This is a genomic window from Kosakonia sp. CCTCC M2018092 (assembly GCF_003864115.1).
In the GTDB taxonomy this organism is placed as follows: domain Bacteria; phylum Pseudomonadota; class Gammaproteobacteria; order Enterobacterales; family Enterobacteriaceae; genus Kosakonia; species Kosakonia cowanii.
This window is the reverse complement of the sequence record NZ_CP034225.1, coordinates 147743-164034: the sequence shown is the minus strand read 5'-3', so window position 1 is coordinate 164034 and position 16292 is coordinate 147743. Positions and strand designations below refer to the sequence as shown.

The window sequence follows — 16292 nt, the reverse complement described above, 5'->3', positions numbered from 1 at the left end:
GCCCCCGCCACGCCGGGGGTTTATGTTTTTCCCGCCTTAACGAGACTTCAACCGCAACGTCCTCGCCACTCTTGTCAGACGCGCTGTTCGACAGTAGAGCGCAAACACCACAAACCCTTCGCCATTCAGCAACCGCCGACACCCGACTAATGCCGCCAGCGCAATTAGCAACGGTATCGCCGCGCCGCCGCCCGTCAGCAGATTAATCACCAACTGCGCCACGGTGACCAGCAGCAAGCCGCTAAAGAGATACGCAAAACCGGCAAGCCCGGCGCTAAATCCACGCGCCAGCATAAACATGCTGCTGAGGGTTGTCGCCAGCACCACCAGCGCAGGGGCAAAAAAGGCGAGTGCGTGCAGCGGCGGCGTCAGCCCCGGCAAGAGTCGCAGCAGAGAAAGCAAATTGAGCGCAAACGCCACCAGCAGCAGCAGGATCACAAACGCCACCGGAAAGCCATTCTGGCGCGGCTGCTCGGCGGCGGTTTTGTCAAAATGGCGCTCCAGCTCGGGCGTGGAGCGCGACAAGACGCGTTCATCTTTGCGCGCAATCAGCGGCTCGATTTCACGCCCGTGCTGCCATAAATCGTAGAACACCGATCCCGTCAGCCAGCTCAACAACGACATCAGATCACCGCCAGCGACTGAATGGTGCCGACGATATAGCGCCCGGTGCGCGGCACGTTGCCCGGTGCGGCAATAACGCCACTCACCGCGCTGCCTGCCAGTGCCGCCGCGCTGGTCACCACCTGGCCCAGCTGGCGGGTCAGCTCAACCTGTACCGGCTCGACGGGGAAGCGTTTCGGATAGAGACCCGCGCGGATGGCGGCCTTGATGCCTTTATTGCTGATACCGGGGTTCTGCGCGCGAATAATCAGCTCCGTCAGACGGGCGCGATCCTGGCGCGGATACTCTTTCAGCCACTGCGTCGCTTTCAGCGAAGAGACCGACTTCATCGCTTTCCAGGTTGCCAGCGCCTCTTTCAGCGCACCACCGGCGCTCGCCAGCGAGACAAGATCCAGCGAGGTTGAAGTGGCGACATACCACTCCTGGGAATCCAGCCAGGCGACATTTTCACCGCCGTTCTCCACCAGATCGTACACGCGATAGATACCGTTAAGGCACTGCAAACCGGTCGCCGCCGTGCCCGCATAGCCAATCGCCACCAGCACGGTGCTGCCGCCCGCGGTGAGCGGTGTTGCGACGGTACCGGCGGCCATCACGCCCGCGGTGATAAGCATCGCGCCGCAGGAGAGCACCGTCGAGGCGATCTCGGTGCCCATTGACGTTGCAGAGACCGCTTCCGTCAGCGCTTTACCGTTGCTGGAGTTGGTCGGCTGGGCGGCGGCTTTAGTGACGATAACGTGAGTGACGATGCCGCTCTGCCCGTTGGGGTGGCGTTTACTCGGACGCACCAGGTAACGCTCCGGGCCATCGGCATAGATGATGCCTGCGTCGGCAAATTCACGGGTACAATCCATTGCGGCGCCGAGGGCTTTAAAATCAAAATCACTCGCTCCTGCACCGGTCATACGGGCAAATTCATACCCCGGCAGATTTCTTTCGGGGTTCATTCCAGGCAGATTCATCATCGTTTCCTTGTGGCGGTGGCGTAGCAGAAGCTGTCCAGCCGGGGCTAAACAGCGTGAGCATATCTATCGCTTTCACTTATGTTACTTCTTATTAACAGCAGGCAACCGTATCGCGTTTATTTTCATCACTCAAGTTTAGAGCAGGATTGACTACGAGAATTGGTTGCCCGCTCACGCTTGCTGCCAGCACCATCCGCTGGCGTGCCACGTCAGGCTGTGCGTCAACCCAAGCCCGGCAAGAAACGCCTCATCGTGTGAAACCACCAGCATCGCGCCGGGAAAATCCGCCAGCGCCGCTTCAATCGCACGGGTGGAGGCAAGATCGAGATGGTTGGTCGGCTCGTCGAGCAGTAACAGCTGCGTGGCATCACGCTGCCAGAGCACGCAGGCGAGCGCCGCCTTCAACCGCTCGCCGCCGCTCAGGGCTGCCAGCGGCAACATCACCTTCTCCGCGCCCAGCTGTAACTGCGCCAGGCGGCTGCGCAGCACGCCCTCCTCCAGCAATGAATCACCCCGCTGAAGGTGTTCCAGCACCGATAACGAGAGATCGAACCGGGAGAGATGCTGATCCAACCACGCGCAGGTGACCGAACGGTGACATTCGCCTGCCAGCGGCAATAGCTCGCCGAGGATCGCCTTTAACAGCGTCGACTTGCCGCAGCCATTTGGCCCACGAATGGCAACGCGCAGCGGGCCGTCGATGCGCAGGCTCAGGGGAGGAAGCACGACGTGCGGCAGCACCACTTCGTCGAGCACCAGCACCTGTTTGCCCGGCGGCACCTGGCTGCCGGGCAGCGTAAACAGCACCGGCATCTCCTCCTCGACCCGCTCACGCGCCTCGGTGACCGCCGCGTTAAGCGCCTCGTTTTGCTGCTGATGCTGCTTGCGCCAGCTCGCCGGTCGCTCTTTGGCGAGGTTTTTATATTTCACCCGTTCAAAAGAAGCGATGTTGAGCGTATCGACGGTGCGCAGCGTCTTCGCCGAACGCCGCAGGCTGGCGTCGTGCTCCTTCTGCATCCGGCTGCGTGCGCGCCGACGCTCAACGGCGGCATGATCCAGCATCGCGCGGGCGGCCTGCTGCTGCGCCTCGCGCTGCTGCTCATAATCAGCGTAATTGCCGCCGTAGCTGCGAAGCCCGGCGGGTGTCAGTTCAACAATGCGCGACATCTCACCGAGCAGTTGCCTGTCGTGAGTGGCGATCAGGGCACCGCCTTTATGCTGCCGGAGCTGGTCGCTAAACCATGCGCGCCCTTCGCTATCGAGGTGATTAGTCGGTTCATCCATTAACAGGTAATCCGCGCCGGTCATAAACGCGCCACAGAGCAGCGCCCGAACGCGCTCGCCGCCGCTCAGTGCGACAGCCGGTTTGTCCGGCGCGAACGGCGGCAGATTAGCGTGCTGAAAGGCGGCCGCAAGCCGCTCAGGCAGATCCCACTGACCGTCGAGTAACTCCAGATCGCCCTCCTGATAGCGCCCCTGCAACACGCGCTCCAGGGCAGCGAAGATCTCGCCATAGCCGAGCAGCTGCGTAAGGGTAGCCTGCGAAGAGAGAGTGTGTTGCTGCGCGACATACGCCCAGCGCACTGCGGATTCGATATGCCCGAACGCGGGCTGACTTTGCCCGGCAAGCAGGCGTAAAAGTTGGGTTTTGCCGACGCCGTTACGCCCGACCAGCCCGCACAGCGAGGCGTCGAGGGTTAAATTCAGCGGGCCGAAAAGGGTCTCGCCCGTCGCAAACTGACAGGTGACCTGATGCAAAATAAAGGCGGGTGACTGCGCACAATGAGCCATAAGCACTCCTGAATGAGATCGTAAACGGCCTTGCCAACGCGCGAGCGTTTAACAAGGTAGTGGATTCATCAGTCGTGTTTGTTCATTTTCCAGGTGCGCTCCAGTGAGACGAGAAGTTCGTCGCGGCACAGGATAGCCAGAGAGCCAGGCCAGGTTCAAGGTCAAATTTTCATCTTTACGTCGCGGCGCGCAAAATTGAGGGCTAATTGTTTGCGCAATATTGCCGATGAATAAGGTGACTTAACTGAAAGTAGCAGGCCATGCGTGCAATCCAGGATCGCCATTTCAGAAAGGAGACGATAAAACCGCGCGTTACCCCAAACGCATAACGGTGGCATATCGTTCAGCACTGCTCAGGGAGGAGGTCCGGAAGTAAAGCATTGTTCTGGTTTCAGGCCCTGAATCCTAAAATGAGAATGAATGATGTCCAGATATATTCTGATTGTCGATGACAGCCGCCTGTCACGCATGATTTCCCGCCAGTATGTTCTTAACTTGCACAGCGACTGGAGCATTGATGAGGCCGGTACGGGCGAAGAGGCGATTGCCCACGCCGCGGCGAACACTCCCTATTTAATTCTGCTTGATGTGAATATGCCCGGAATTGGCGGTATTGAAGCGGCGTCACGCCTGCGTCAGACCCATCCGCAGACCCACATCGTGCTGCTCACCGCTAACGTGCAGAACTCCGTGCAGGCTGCCGCCGAAGAGATGGGCCTCGGCTTTCTGCCGAAACCGCTGAAAGAGCCGCAGCTGCACGCCATGTTGAAGAGCCTGGAGAGCCAGCCATGACCGAGTTGCCCGATATCAGCGAGATTGAAGCGGACAGCCTGATGGAGATCTTCAACATCGGTGTCGGTCACGCGGCGGCGGCGATGAGCAACATCGTCAACGAAGAGGTACGCATGTCGGTGCCGACCATCCGCTTTACGCCGCGCTCGAAAGCGGCCGACGAAATGGGTGCTGGCGTATCGCTGTTCGGCATTAGCCAGCATTACGAAGGCGCCTACGCCACCGAAGCGATTTTGATGTTCCCGGAAGCCGCCAGTTTTGAAATCGTCCGCATGATGGTTGGCGATCTGATCCCGGCGCACGAACTGGGCGAGATGGAGCGCGAAGCGATGAGCGAGATTGGCAATATCGTGCTCAACGCCTGCGTCGGTACGCTGGCAAATATGTTCCAGAAAGAGCTACAAGGGTCGCTGCCGGTGGTGCGGGTTGGCAGCAGCGAAGAGATCCTCAACCCGGAAAAAGATGAGAACGATCCGCTGGTGATGATGCTGCGCATTGATTTTGCGCTTGAGCGCCAGCAGATCCAGGGCTATCTCGCGTTTATCCTCGATATGTCCGCTCTGTGCGACTTACGCGAGCAGGTTCGGCTTTATATCAGCCGTTTAGAATCCGGTAGTGTTCCCAGCGGAATGCATTAATCATGAAAGATAAGTTGTTATTGGATGCGTTTTCAGCCCTCAGCCTCGGTGTCATCCTTGTGGATGCGCAGTACCGTATCGCGCTGTGGAATGCGTGGTTAGAGACGCATACCGGGCGGGCGGCCAGCGACACCGTTGGCGAAGACTTTTTTTCCGTCTTCCCGGACCTGACCTATCACCGCGTTGGCGATGCGATCCGTCAGGCCATTGGTCACAATTTATCTTCCCTGCTTTCACAATCGCTACACCGCTCGCCTTTTCCGCTCTATGCGGAACCGGCGCGACCAACCGCCCGTCTGAGCCAGGCGGTGACCATTGTTCCACTCGGCGATGCCGAGCGTTACTGCCTGATTCAGATCGTCGATGTCACTGCGGCAGTCCGCCGTGAGTCGCTGCTGCGCGATCAGGCCCATGAATTGTTGTCGCAATCCCTGTCGGATGGCCTGACGGGCGTCGGCAACCGCCGCTATTTCGATCTCTGCATTGAGCGCGAGTGGCGCGCCAGCAAGCGTAATAACAAACCGCTGTCGCTGCTGCTGATCGATGTGGACTATTTCAAGTCCTACAACGACAGCTATGGTCACCAGCACGGCGATGAGTGCCTGCAACAGATCGCAGCGGCGATGCGCGGCGTGCTCTGCAACCCGAATGAGATCCTGTTTCGTTACGGCGGCGAGGAGTTTTGCGCCCTGTTGCCGGAAACGCGCTCGGCAGCGGCGGTGGAGCTGGCAGAGAAGCTGCGCACCAGCGTGCAGCGCCTGGAGCTTCCCCACGCCAGTTCCCCGGATGGCTGCGTCAGCGTCAGTATCGGCGTCGCCAGCCTGTGTCAGCAGAACCATACCGAATATGGGCAGCTGATCCAGAGCGCGGATAATGCGCTCTACGAGGCGAAACGCGCCGGGCGCAACACCGTTCGCGTCAGCACCGCCTTTCGTCGATTCACCCACGCGCCACGCCGCTGAGTTGGGCGGTATTGCCGGATGGTAGTGCCGAACCGTCTGCTTTGCCGGATGGCGCTTCGCTTATCCGGCCTACAAGGGACATTAGCCGCGCTAAATCGTAGGCCGGATAAGGCGTAGCCGCCATCCGGCAAAACCAACTCCCGGCAACATCTGGGCATGAAAAAACCCGCCGTAGCGGGTTTTTTATCGACTGAACGATTACTGCAGCAGCGAGATATCCGCAACCTGCAGGAAGAGTTCGCGCAGTTTCGCCAGCAGCGTCAGGCGGTTGATGCGCACCTCTTTATCTTCGGCGTTCACCATCACGTTCTCAAAGAACTCATCCACCGGCTCGCGCAGCTGCGCCAGCTCGATCAACGCTTCCTGATAGCGCCCTTCGGCAAAGAACGGCTGCAGGGTATCGCGCAGAACCACCACGTTGCCCGCCAGCTTAATCTCTGCGGCCTCTTTCAGCACCGCCGCCTGCACGTTCTCATTCAGCGTTTCGTCAGATTTCGCCAGGATGTTGGAGACGCGCTTGTTGGCTGCCGCCAGCGCCGCCGCTTCCTCCAGCGTACGGAAGTGGGAAACCGCCTTCATACGCGCGTCGAAATCGGCCGGTTTGGTCGGACGGCGCGCCAGCACCGCCTGAATGGTATCAACGCTGTAACCTTCGTCCTGATACCAGGCGCGGAAGCGGCCCAGCATAAAGTCGATCACATCGTCGACCACTTTGGCGTTCGTCAGCTTATCGCCGTAGAGACGCACCGCTTCTTCGGTCAGGGTTTGCAGATCCAGCGCCAGGTTCTTCTCGACGATAATACGCAGCACGCCCAGCGCGGCACGGCGCAGCGCGAACGGGTCTTTATCGCCTTTCGGATGCTGGCCGATACCGAAGATCCCCGCGAGGGTATCCATCTTATCGGCAATCGCCACGGCGCAAGCCACCGGGTTAGATGGCAGCTCGTCACCGGCAAAGCGCGGCTGATACTGCTCGTTCAGCGCAACGGCAACGTCTTCCGCTTCGCCGTCGTGACGCGCATAGTGCATGCCCATCACGCCCTGGGTGTCGGTAAACTCAAACACCATGTTGGTCATCAGATCGCACTTGGAGAGCAGGCCCGCGCGCGTGGCGTGGTTCACATCTGCGCCAATCTGACCGGCAATCCAGCCCGCCAGCGCCTGAATACGATCGGTCTTGTCGCGCAGCGTGCCGAGCTGCTGCTGGAACAGCACGGTTTGCAGACGCGGCAGGTGATCTTCCAGGCGTTTTTTACGGTCGGTATTGAAGAAGAACTCGGCATCCGCCAGACGCGGGCGCACCACTTTTTCATTACCGGAGATAATCTGTTGCGGATCTTTCGACTCGATATTGGCGACGAAGATGAAATTTGGCAGCAGTTTGCCGTCGTTGCCATACACCGGGAAGTACTTCTGGTCACCTTTCATGGTGTAGACCAGCGCTTCTGCCGGAACCGCGAGGAATTTCTCTTCGAACTTCGCGGTCAGCACCACCGGCCACTCAACCAGAGAGGTAACCTCTTCCAGCAGGCTGTCGCTCAGATCGGCAGTACCGCCAATCTTACGCGCCGCATCTTCGGCGTCCGCTTTGATTTTGGCTTTACGCTCGGCGTAATCCGCCATCACTTTGCCGCGCTCCAGCAGGATCTGCGGATACTGATCGGCGTTGTCGATGGTGAACTCCGGCTCGCCCATAAAGCGGTGGCCGCGAATGACGCGATCGGACTGAATGCCAAGGATCGTTGCCGGAACCAGCTGATCGCCCAGCAGCAGGGTAACGGTGTGAACCGGACGCACAAAGTGCACGTCCGACGCGCCCCAGCGCATCAGTTTCGGGATCGGCAGTTTGCTCAGCGAGGTGGCGATCATGTTCGGCAGCAGCGCTTCGATGCTTTCGCCTTTCACATGGGCGCGATAGAGCAGCCATTCGCCTTTGTCGGTGGTCAGACGCTCGGCCTGATCGACGGTGATACCGCAGCCGCGCGCCCAGCCCTCAGCCGCTTTGCTCGGTTTGCCTTCGGCGTCGAACGCCTGAGCGATGGCCGGGCCGCGTTTTTCAACTTCGCGATCCGGCTGCGCGGCGGCAAGATTTGCCACTTTCAGCGCCAGACGGCGCGGCGCGGCGAACCATTTAACGTCGCCGTGGGCAACGCCTGCCGCATCCAGCTCCGCGGTAAAGTTGGCAGCGAAGGACTCAGCCAGGCTGCGCAGGGCTTTTGGTGGCAGCTCTTCGGTGCCGATTTCCACCAGGAATGTTTTCTCTGACATGGCCGCCTCTTATTTATTTCTGTTGCACATCGGGAAGCCAAGGGCTTCACGGGAAGCGTAATAGGCTTCAGCGACTGCTTTGGTCAACGTACGGATGCGCAGAATGTAGCGCTGGCGTTCGGTGACGGAGATGGCTTTACGCGCATCAAGCAGGTTGAAGCTGTGGGCGGCTTTCAGAATGCGTTCGTAAGCCGGCAGCGGCAGCGGGTTTTCCAGCGCCAGCAGCTGCTGAGCCTCTTTCTCATACTGCTCGAAGCAGGTGAAGAGGAAGTCGACATCGGCGTATTCGAAGTTGTAAGTGGACTGCTCCACTTCGTTTTGATGGAACACGTCGCCGTAAGTGGTTTTACCCAGCGGGCCGTCGCTCCAGACCAGATCGTAGACGCTGTCTACGCCCTGAATGTACATCGCCAGACGTTCCAGACCGTAGGTGATCTCGCCGGTGATCGGCTTGCACTCAAGGCCGCCAACCTGCTGGAAGTAGGTGAACTGCGTCACTTCCATGCCGTTAAGCCACACTTCCCAACCAAGTCCCCAGGCACCCAGCGTCGGGTTCTCCCAGTTATCTTCCACGAAACGAATATCGTGAATGGTCGGGTCCATACCCAGCTCTTTCAGTGACCCGAGGTACAGTTCCTGAATATTGTCCGGAGAGGGTTTAATCACCACCTGGAACTGGTAGTAGTGCTGTAAGCGGTTCGGGTTTTCGCCGTAGCGACCATCGGTCGGGCGACGGGAAGGCTGAACGTAGGCGGTTGCCATCGGCTCCGGGCCCAGCGCGCGCAGGCTGGTCATTGGGTGCGAAGTACCGGCACCCACTTCCATGTCCAGAGGTTGAACGATGGTGCAGCCCTGACGAGCCCAATAATCCTGTAAGGTCAGGATCAGACCCTGAAAGGTCCTGGTATCAAACTTTTGCATATTATTTCGTGCTGGATACGTGTGGATTTAAAGGAAGCGACCAGTATACCCGCTGACTGCAAGATATACAGTACGAAACGGGGTTGTTTACGGAAAATTGGGAAATAGCGGCGGCATTGGCGCGTATTATGGGGCTTAACGCATCGAAAGATGCAAAAACTGCCCTTCAGCGTCAAAAGAGCAGACAAACGCTTCATGACGCGGCGTAACGCCACGCATCTCGTAACTGCCCTGATACTGTTCGAAACCGGTAACGTTCACTTTTTCCGCCCCGGTGTTGTAGCGGTGCGCAGCGTTTTGCCGGCAGAGCTGCTCCATATCGAGGGAGCGCGTCGGGCCAGGCCGCGCCGTTTGCGCTTTCTGCTCCGGCATTTTCTCGGGCGCACTGCAACTTGTCAGCAGCAACATCAGCATCGGCAGAGTAAACTTCATCATTTTCTTACGCATTTCCTTGCGGGCTGATAGGGGTGAACGGCCAAAAACGCCATTGTGCAGCACTGCGCTTCGTGCACAACCACGCGTGGGAAAACTCAGAATTATCCAAAGAGATACGCAGGTAAATTACCAGTCTCAGGATATTTGTCGACAATAAGAAATTGAGGAAGTGATGCCGTCAAAAATTCACTGGATAGATAATTTACGCGGGATAGCCTGTTTAATGGTGGTCATGATCCACACCACGACCTGGTACATTACTAATCCGGCCGCCGTCACCAGCTTCGACTGGAATGTTGCCAACCTGCTTAACTCCGCCTCGCGCGTCAGCGTTCCCCTCTTTTTTATGATTTCAGGCTACCTCTTTTATGGCGAACGCAGCGCCCAGCCGCGCCACTTTTTGCGTATCGGACTCTGCCTGCTGTTTTATAGCCTCATCGCCCTGCTCTACATCATGCTGTTTACTTCGATTAACAGCGATTTGTCGTTGAAGAACGTCCTGCAAAAGCCGATTTTTTATCACCTGTGGTTCTTCTTCGCCGTCATCGTTATCTACCTGCTCTCGCCCCTGATTCAGGTCAAAGCCCTGAGCGGCAAGATGCTGCTGGCGCTGATTGCGGTGATTGGCATCATCGCTAACCCCAATCTGGTGACGCTGAAAAGCGATGGCGTTGAGTGGCTGCCGATCAATCTCTATATCAACGGCGATACCTTTTACTACGTGCTCTACGCCATTCTCGGGCGCGCCATCGGCATGATGGAGACGCAAAAACGGGCGCTGAACTGGCTGAGCGCCGCGGTAGTGGTGCTGGCGGTGGTGGCGATTTCACGCGGTACGCTGCATGAGCTGAGATGGCGCGGCAACTTCGCCGATACCTGGTATCTCTACTGCGGCCCGATGGTCTTTCTCTGCGCCATCGCGCTGTTTACGCTGGTAAAAAACACGCTTAACAGCCGCACTCTGCCGGGGCTGGCGCTGATTTCGCGCCACTCACTCGGTATTTATGGTTTTCACGCGCTGATTATTCATGCGCTGCGTACGCGCGGCGTTGAGGTGCAAAACTGGCCGCTGCTCGACATTCTGTGGGTCTTCAGCGCGGCGCTGGCGGCGAGCCTGGCGCTCTCCATGCTGGTGCAGCGCATCGACCGACGGCGGTTTGTCAGCTAGCAATTCGCGCCCGCGCCCGGTGCAGCTGGCGCGGGGAGGAGAAACCAGCGGCCAGCGCCGCCTGCTCCGCACCCTGGCCCTGTAACAGCGCCTGCTCGGCAATCACCAGCCGCAGCTGCTCCAGATAGTCGCGTACGCTGATCCCCAGATGCTGCTGAAAAAGACGGGTGAGATGCCGGGCGCTGACGTGTGCCTGCGCGGCAATCTCCGCCAGTTGCCAGGCTTTTTGCGGCTCGGCGGTCAGCGCATCCTGCGCCCGGTGTACCGCTGGATGGAGATGGTTGCGATAGCGCAGCCACGGTGAAAGCTGCGGATCGTCGCCGGAGCGGCGAAACCAGACCACCATTTCGCGCGCCACCGCCAGCGCACGCGCTGGCCCGCATAAGCGGTTGATAATATGCAGGGCGAGATCGATGCCAGAGGTGATGCCCGCGCTGGTCCAGATGCCGCGATCCTCAATAAAAATCCGGTTCTCTTTGACCAGCGCCGCCGGTTCGAGCGCCTGCAAGCGGGCAATCACATTGTGATGCGTCGTGCACTGCACCCCGTTTAACAGCCCGGCTTTCGCCGCCAGCATCGCGCCGGAGCAGACGCACATCAGCGTAATCGCCCGGAGATGGAGCAGCGGTTGCAGGCGCATCAGCCAGTTGCGCACCTGCGTTGCCTGCGGCGTATCAAATAACTGCGACGAATCGCTGACGCCGGGCAGCACCAGCAGGCTCCCCTCCGGTAACGTCTCCGGCAGCGGCGCGATGTTGCCCATCGTTAAGCCAAGGGAGGTTGCCACCTCCGCTTGCGGGCCGATGTAGTGCAGGCGAAAGGTCTCCTGCGCCTGCGCAAAGGTCTCCGCAGGACCGGCCATATCGAGCGCCAGCACGCCGGGCAGCATCACAAACCAGACATCACACATTTATTGTTCCAGCGTCTCCTGGACGGTTTTAATGGCGGCAAAGCGCCCGACGAGCACGGTTTCCGTACGGTGGCGCAGCGTGTGGCTTTCCAGCGTCACGCCATTGTGCGTCATCGGGAAGGTGAGCGTCGCTTCGCTGACAAAGGTCACGCGATAGCCCAGATCCGATGCCACCCTGGCGGTGGTTTCACAGCACTGCTCCGTACGAATACCACAAATGATCAGATGATTGATATCGCGCTGACGCAGCCAGCGATCGAGGCCAGTATCGGTAAAGGCGTTGTGGACATGCTTATGGAAGGTGACATCCGCCTGGTGCTGCAAAAAGGGCATCGTTTTCACAAAGCCGCTCTCCAGCGAGAAGGGGCCGCTGTCGGCGACGTGAAAAATATCCACCAGCGGAATGCCGCGCGCCTGGCAACCGGCAATCAGCGTCAACATCGCCTGCTGGAAAGCGGGAAAGTCGTTATCCTGCCAGAAGTCACGGTGGAAAAAGGATTGCTGGGTGTCGATGTTAATCAGGGCGGTACGGGTCATTTCAGGACTCCTTGCTCAGTGGGGTTAACGCTATTCTGGCAAGGGATTACGCTGCTGCTAAGACCAAAAAAGGACAACATCAGGGTGATTACGGCCCACCGTTGCAAGTGGGCCGGAAAGGTTATGACATCAGCGGTAACAGCTGCTGATAGATGCGGCGGAAGGTGTCGCGCTTCGCGGCATAGTGCGCGTGACGCTGCGCGTCCGGCTGATGCTGCTGCTCAACAGGAAGCTGTGGCAACAGCGTTGCCAGCGGTACGCCGGGGTTAACGGCGATTTGCGCCAGCCGCGCCGCACCCAGCGCCGGGCCAACATCCCCGCCGGTGCGGTAATCGAGCTGCAAGCCGCTGATATCCGCCAGCATCTGCCGCCACCAGTCGCTGCGCGCGCCGCCGCCGATAAGGGTAATACTTTGCGGCGTCACACCGCAGGCGTGCACCACATCCATCCCGTCTGCCAGCGCATACCCCACCCCTTCCAGCACCGCGCGCGCCAGCTCTGCCGGACCATGCTGATGAGTCAGACCAAAGAAGACGCCTTTTGCCTGCGGGTTGTTGTGCGGCGTGCGCTCGCCGGAGAGATAGGGCAGAAACCAGATATCGCCCGCGTTCTTGTCGGCCTGCTGCGCGGCGCTAATCAGTGCCTGCACCGACTCCATGCCGGTCAGTTTCGCCGCCCAGTCCAGACAGGAAGCCGCGCTCAGCATCACCGACATCAGGTGCCAGCGCCCCGGCAGCGCATGGCAGAAGCTGTGCACCGCGCTTTCCGGCTTGCTGAGAAACCCTTCGCTGACGGCAAAGTAGACGCCGGATGTGCCGAGCGAGAGCATCGCCTGCCCCGCATCCGCCATGCCAACGCCGACCGCGCCAGCGGCGTTGTCGCCGCCGCCTGCAACAACCGGCACTACCGGCATCGCCCAGCGCCGGGCAACTTCCGGCAGCAGTTCGCCGGTGATCTCACTACCTTCAAACAGCGCTGGCATATGGCTGCGCGACAGCGAGCAGGCGGCGAGCATCTCATCGCTCCAGTCGCGCTTCGCCACATCGAGCCACATGGTGCCTGCGGCATCGGACATATCGCTGGCAAAGACGCCGGACATCTTCAGCCGCAGATAATCTTTCGGCAGCAGCACCTTCGCCACCTTTGCGAAGATCTCTGGTTCATGCCGCTGCACCCACAGCAGCTTCGGCGCGGTAAAGCCCGGCATCATCAGGTTACCGGTGATCGCACGGGCGTTAGCGACCCGCGCCTCCAGCAGCCCGCACTCCTCACCACAGCGACCATCGTTCCAGAGGATCGCCGGGCGCAGAACGCGGTTTTCACTGTCCAGCAGCGTCGCGCCGTGCATCTGCCCGGCAAGGCCGATGGCCTTCACCTGCTGCAACGAATGCGCCGCGCCGAGCGCCTGGATGGCGCGATCCGTCGCCTGCCACCAGCTTTCGGGATCCTGCTCCGACCATAGCGGGTGTGGGCGAGAGACGCTGAGTTTCTCCGTATGGGAGGCCAGCACCTCGCCCTGCTCACCGAGCAGAATCGCCTTCACGCCCGAGGTACCGAGATCGATCCCGATATACATAGTGACTACTCCTTGTTGAGTGTGCCGCGCAGAAGCCGGTTACTTATCGAAGAGATACGCGTTGACCAGGTTCTCCAGTTGCTCCTGGTGACCGCTCTGGTGACGCGGTGCCAGGTTCTGCTCTTCAGCGTACTTCGCAAGTTCCGCAAGGCTAAGCTGCCCCTGCAAAATTTGCTGGCCCAGCTCACCATTCCAGCCCGCGTAACGTTTGGCGACGCGTTTATCAAGTTCACCCTCTTCGACCATGCGGGCGGCGATTTTCAGCGCCAACGCCATGGTGTCCATCGCGCCGATATGGCCGTAGAAAAGATCGTATTTATCGGTGCTCTGGCGACGCACTTTGGCGTCAAAGTTGAGGCCGCCGGTGGTGAAGCCGCCCGCTTTGATAATTTCATACATCACCAGCGCATTCTCTTCGACGCTGTTCGGGAACTGGTCGGTATCCCAGCCGAGCTGCGGATCGCCGCGGTTAGCGTCGACGGAGCCAAACAGCCCCAGCGCAATGGCGGTGGCGATTTCATGGTGGAAGGAGTGGCCCGCGAGGGTGGCGTGGTTGGCTTCGATATTGAGCTTGATCTCTTTCTCCAGCCCGAACTGTTTCAGGAAGCCATAGACCGTCGCGGCGTCGTAGTCATACTGGTGCTTGGTCGGCTCCTGCGGTTTTGGCTCAATCAGCAGCGTGCCGCGGAAACCGATTTTGTGCTTATGCTCAACCACCATGTTCATAAAGCGGCCAATCTGCTCGCGCTCCTGGCGCAGGTCGGTGTTGAGCAGGGTTTCGTAGCCTTCGCGTCCGCCCCACAGCACGTAGTTTTCGCCGCCGAGTTTATGGGTGGCGTTCATCGCGCTTACCACCTGGGTTGCCGCCCAGCTGAAGACTTCCGGATCCGGGTTGGTGGCTGCGCCCGCGCCGTAACGTGGGTTGGTGAAGCAGTTTGCCGTGCCCCACAGCAGCTTGACGCCGCTCTGCTGCTGTTTTTCTCCGAGCACATCAACCATTTCGGCAAAGTTGCTCAGGTACTCTTTCAGCGAGGCGCCTTCCGGGGAGACATCGACATCATGGAAGCAGTAGTAGGGCACATTGAGCTTATGGAAAAATTCGAAGGCGACATCGGCTTTGCGTTTTGCCAGCGCCATTGCCTCGCCCGGCTGCTGCCAGGGGCGATCGAAGGAGCCGACGCCAAACATATCCGCGCCGTTCCAGCAGAAGGTGTGCCAGTAGCAGGCGGCGAAACGCAGGTGATCTTCCATGCGTTTACCGAGCACCAGCTCATCCGGGTTGTAGTGACGAAACGCGAGCGGATTCGTACTCTTTGAACCTTCAAAACGAACCCGATCCAGCTGGTCAAAATAAGCGTGCATAATGAGCTCCATTGGCGAGTGAACATATCTGAGTTAATACTGGATTCTCTCTGCGCCTTGCTCAATTACGTTATTTCACACTGCCATTGAGAGAATACGCAAACGTGCGCTGGCTCGCAAAATAACCGCAAAAGTTGCTGCGAGGTGCTTTCCTGTTTTTTATGCAACGCCAGTTTTATTTTTTTTAAAATAAGATCGGGGTCATAAATCAGCAAATAAACCAAAAAACGTAACCCGCCTATTAAAATCTGTAATTGCCACTATTCCATTCTGCGTTAAGAATTTGCTCGTTCTAAGCAGTGCACGTTTCTTTTATCTCGCACACCACCCTACGAAAGGTATTCCTATTATGAAGATAAAGAATCTCTGCCTTACACTCTGCGCTACCCTGCTGCTTGCCAGCACGTTCAGCCATGCCAAAACGATAAAAATCGGCATGGCGATTGACGATCTGCGTCTTGAACGCTGGCAAAAAGATCGCGACATTTTTGTGAAGAAAGCCGAATCCCTCGGCGCCGATGTCTTTGTCCAGTCGGCGAACGGTAATGAAGAGACCCAGATGTCGCAAATTGAAAATATGATCAACCGCGGCGTCGACGTGCTGGTTATTATTCCCTACAACGGTCAGGTATTAAGTAACGTTGTGAAAGAAGCCAAACAGGAAGGAATTAAAGTTCTGGCCTATGACCGCATGATTAATAATGCGGATATCGACTTCTATATCTCCTTCGACAATGAAAAAGTCGGGGAATTACAGGCGCAAAGCCTGGTCAATAAGGTGCCGCAGGGTAATTATTTCTTAATGGGCGGCTCACCGGTGGATAATAACGCCAAGCTGTTCCGCGCCGGGCAGATGAAGGTATTAAAGCCCTATATCGACAGCGGCAAAATTAAAATTGTCGGCGACCAGTGGGTCGATGGCTGGCTGCCGGAAAATGCGCTGAAAATAATGGAGAACGCGCTGACCGCCAACAACAATAAAATCGATGCCGTGGTTGCCTCAAATGACGCAACCGCTGGCGGCGCTATTCAGGCATTAAGCGCGCAAGGGCTGGCGGGCAAAGTTGCCATCTCCGGCCAGGATGCGGATCTCGCTGGGGTCAAACGCCTGATGAACGGCAGCCAGACAATGACCGTCTATAAACCTATCACCCAGCTTGCCAACACCGCGGCGGAGATCGCCGTCGAGCTTGGCAACGGTAAGCAGCCGAAGGCCGATGCCTCGCTCAATAATGGCCTGAAAGATGTGCCTGCCCGCCTGCTGACGCCGATTGAAGTCACCAAGGAGAATATTGACGCCACGGTGATCAAAGACGGCTTCCACCAGAAGAATCAGCTCTGAA

15 protein-coding genes are annotated in these 16292 nt (G+C 58.5%); 5 read left to right on the top strand and 10 right to left on the bottom strand.

Annotated elements, in window-relative coordinates; all coding sequences use genetic code 11:
- Nucleotides 1-36: 36 nt before the first annotated feature.
- The 3 genes from EH164_RS00780 to EH164_RS00770 all read right to left on the bottom strand — a co-directional run bounded on the left by EH164_RS00780 (nucleotide 37) and on the right by EH164_RS00770 (nucleotide 3380).
- Complete coding sequence (locus tag EH164_RS00780; protein ID WP_042718611.1) at nucleotides 37-624, bottom strand: hypothetical protein; 588 nt, start codon at nucleotides 622-624, stop codon at nucleotides 37-39.
- Nucleotides 624-1586 (bottom strand): hypothetical protein, encoded by a 963-nt coding sequence (locus tag EH164_RS00775; protein ID WP_042718613.1) that lies wholly within the window; start codon nucleotides 1584-1586, stop codon nucleotides 624-626. The genes EH164_RS00780 and EH164_RS00775 overlap by 1 nt, the downstream gene beginning before the upstream one ends.
- A gap of 174 nt (nucleotides 1587-1760) precedes the next feature.
- Nucleotides 1761-3380, bottom strand: a complete 1620-nt coding sequence (locus EH164_RS00770; RefSeq protein WP_124967024.1) for an ABC-F family ATP-binding cassette domain-containing protein — start codon at nucleotides 3378-3380, stop codon at nucleotides 1761-1763.
- 420 nt (nucleotides 3381-3800) lie between these two features.
- Between EH164_RS00770 and EH164_RS00765 the strand changes: the two genes are divergently transcribed.
- Genes EH164_RS00765 through EH164_RS00755 form a run of 3 tightly spaced genes read left to right on the top strand, consistent with a single transcriptional unit; the run spans nucleotide 3801 to nucleotide 5772 of the window.
- Nucleotides 3801-4172, top strand: a complete 372-nt coding sequence (locus EH164_RS00765) for a response regulator (protein WP_054802698.1) — start codon at nucleotides 3801-3803, stop codon at nucleotides 4170-4172.
- Nucleotides 4169-4810, top strand: a complete 642-nt coding sequence (locus EH164_RS00760; RefSeq protein ID WP_042718620.1) for a chemotaxis protein CheC — start codon at nucleotides 4169-4171, stop codon at nucleotides 4808-4810. Before EH164_RS00765 ends, EH164_RS00760 begins: the two co-directional genes overlap by 4 nt.
- Before the next feature lie 2 nt (nucleotides 4811-4812).
- The gene (locus EH164_RS00755) at nucleotides 4813-5772 is read left to right on the top strand and encodes a sensor domain-containing diguanylate cyclase (RefSeq protein WP_124967023.1); all 960 of its coding nucleotides are present in this window, start codon (nucleotides 4813-4815) and stop codon (nucleotides 5770-5772) included.
- Between the two features lie 198 nt (nucleotides 5773-5970).
- Here the strand turns inward: EH164_RS00755 and glyS are convergent, their stop codons facing one another.
- The 3 genes from glyS to EH164_RS00740 all read right to left on the bottom strand — a co-directional run bounded on the left by glyS (nucleotide 5971) and on the right by EH164_RS00740 (nucleotide 9396).
- Nucleotides 5971-8040 (bottom strand): glycine--tRNA ligase subunit beta, encoded by a 2070-nt coding sequence (glyS, locus tag EH164_RS00750; RefSeq protein ID WP_124967022.1) that lies wholly within the window; start codon nucleotides 8038-8040, stop codon nucleotides 5971-5973.
- A 9-nt stretch (nucleotides 8041-8049) separates the two neighbouring features.
- Nucleotides 8050-8961: a glycine--tRNA ligase subunit alpha gene (gene glyQ / locus EH164_RS00745; protein WP_042718627.1), complete on the bottom strand. Its 912-nt coding sequence runs from the start codon at nucleotides 8959-8961 to the stop codon at nucleotides 8050-8052.
- A 135-nt stretch (nucleotides 8962-9096) separates the two neighbouring features.
- Nucleotides 9097-9396, bottom strand: coding sequence for a YsaB family lipoprotein (locus EH164_RS00740; protein WP_124967021.1), 300 nt, complete (start codon nucleotides 9394-9396; stop codon nucleotides 9097-9099).
- Between the two features lie 172 nt (nucleotides 9397-9568).
- Between EH164_RS00740 and EH164_RS00735 the strand changes: the two genes are divergently transcribed.
- Entirely contained in the window at nucleotides 9569-10564 is a 996-nt protein-coding gene (locus EH164_RS00735) for an acyltransferase (RefSeq protein ID WP_124967020.1), read from the top strand.
- On the opposite strand, the gene EH164_RS00730 is transcribed toward EH164_RS00735, so the two are convergent.
- From EH164_RS00730 to xylA, 4 genes are all read right to left on the bottom strand, one after another.
- The gene (locus tag EH164_RS00730) at nucleotides 10557-11474 is read right to left on the bottom strand and encodes a GlxA family transcriptional regulator (protein ID WP_124967019.1); all 918 of its coding nucleotides are present in this window, start codon (nucleotides 11472-11474) and stop codon (nucleotides 10557-10559) included. The genes EH164_RS00735 and EH164_RS00730 overlap by 8 nt on opposite strands.
- A complete protein-coding gene (locus tag EH164_RS00725) occupies nucleotides 11475-12011 on the bottom strand; it encodes an isochorismatase family protein (RefSeq protein ID WP_124967018.1) in 537 nt (178 codons plus the stop codon).
- A gap of 121 nt (nucleotides 12012-12132) precedes the next feature.
- Entirely contained in the window at nucleotides 12133-13587 is a 1455-nt protein-coding gene (gene xylB / locus EH164_RS00720) for a xylulokinase (RefSeq protein ID WP_124967017.1), read from the bottom strand.
- Nucleotides 13588-13626: 39 nt separating this feature from the next.
- The gene (xylA, locus tag EH164_RS00715; RefSeq protein ID WP_042718634.1) at nucleotides 13627-14949 is read right to left on the bottom strand and encodes a xylose isomerase; all 1323 of its coding nucleotides are present in this window, start codon (nucleotides 14947-14949) and stop codon (nucleotides 13627-13629) included.
- Between the two features lie 349 nt (nucleotides 14950-15298).
- On the opposite strand from xylA, the gene xylF reads away from it, so the two are divergent.
- Nucleotides 15299-16291 (top strand): D-xylose ABC transporter substrate-binding protein, encoded by a 993-nt coding sequence (gene xylF, locus EH164_RS00710; RefSeq protein WP_124967016.1) that lies wholly within the window; start codon nucleotides 15299-15301, stop codon nucleotides 16289-16291.
- Nucleotide 16292: the final 1 nt, after the last annotated feature.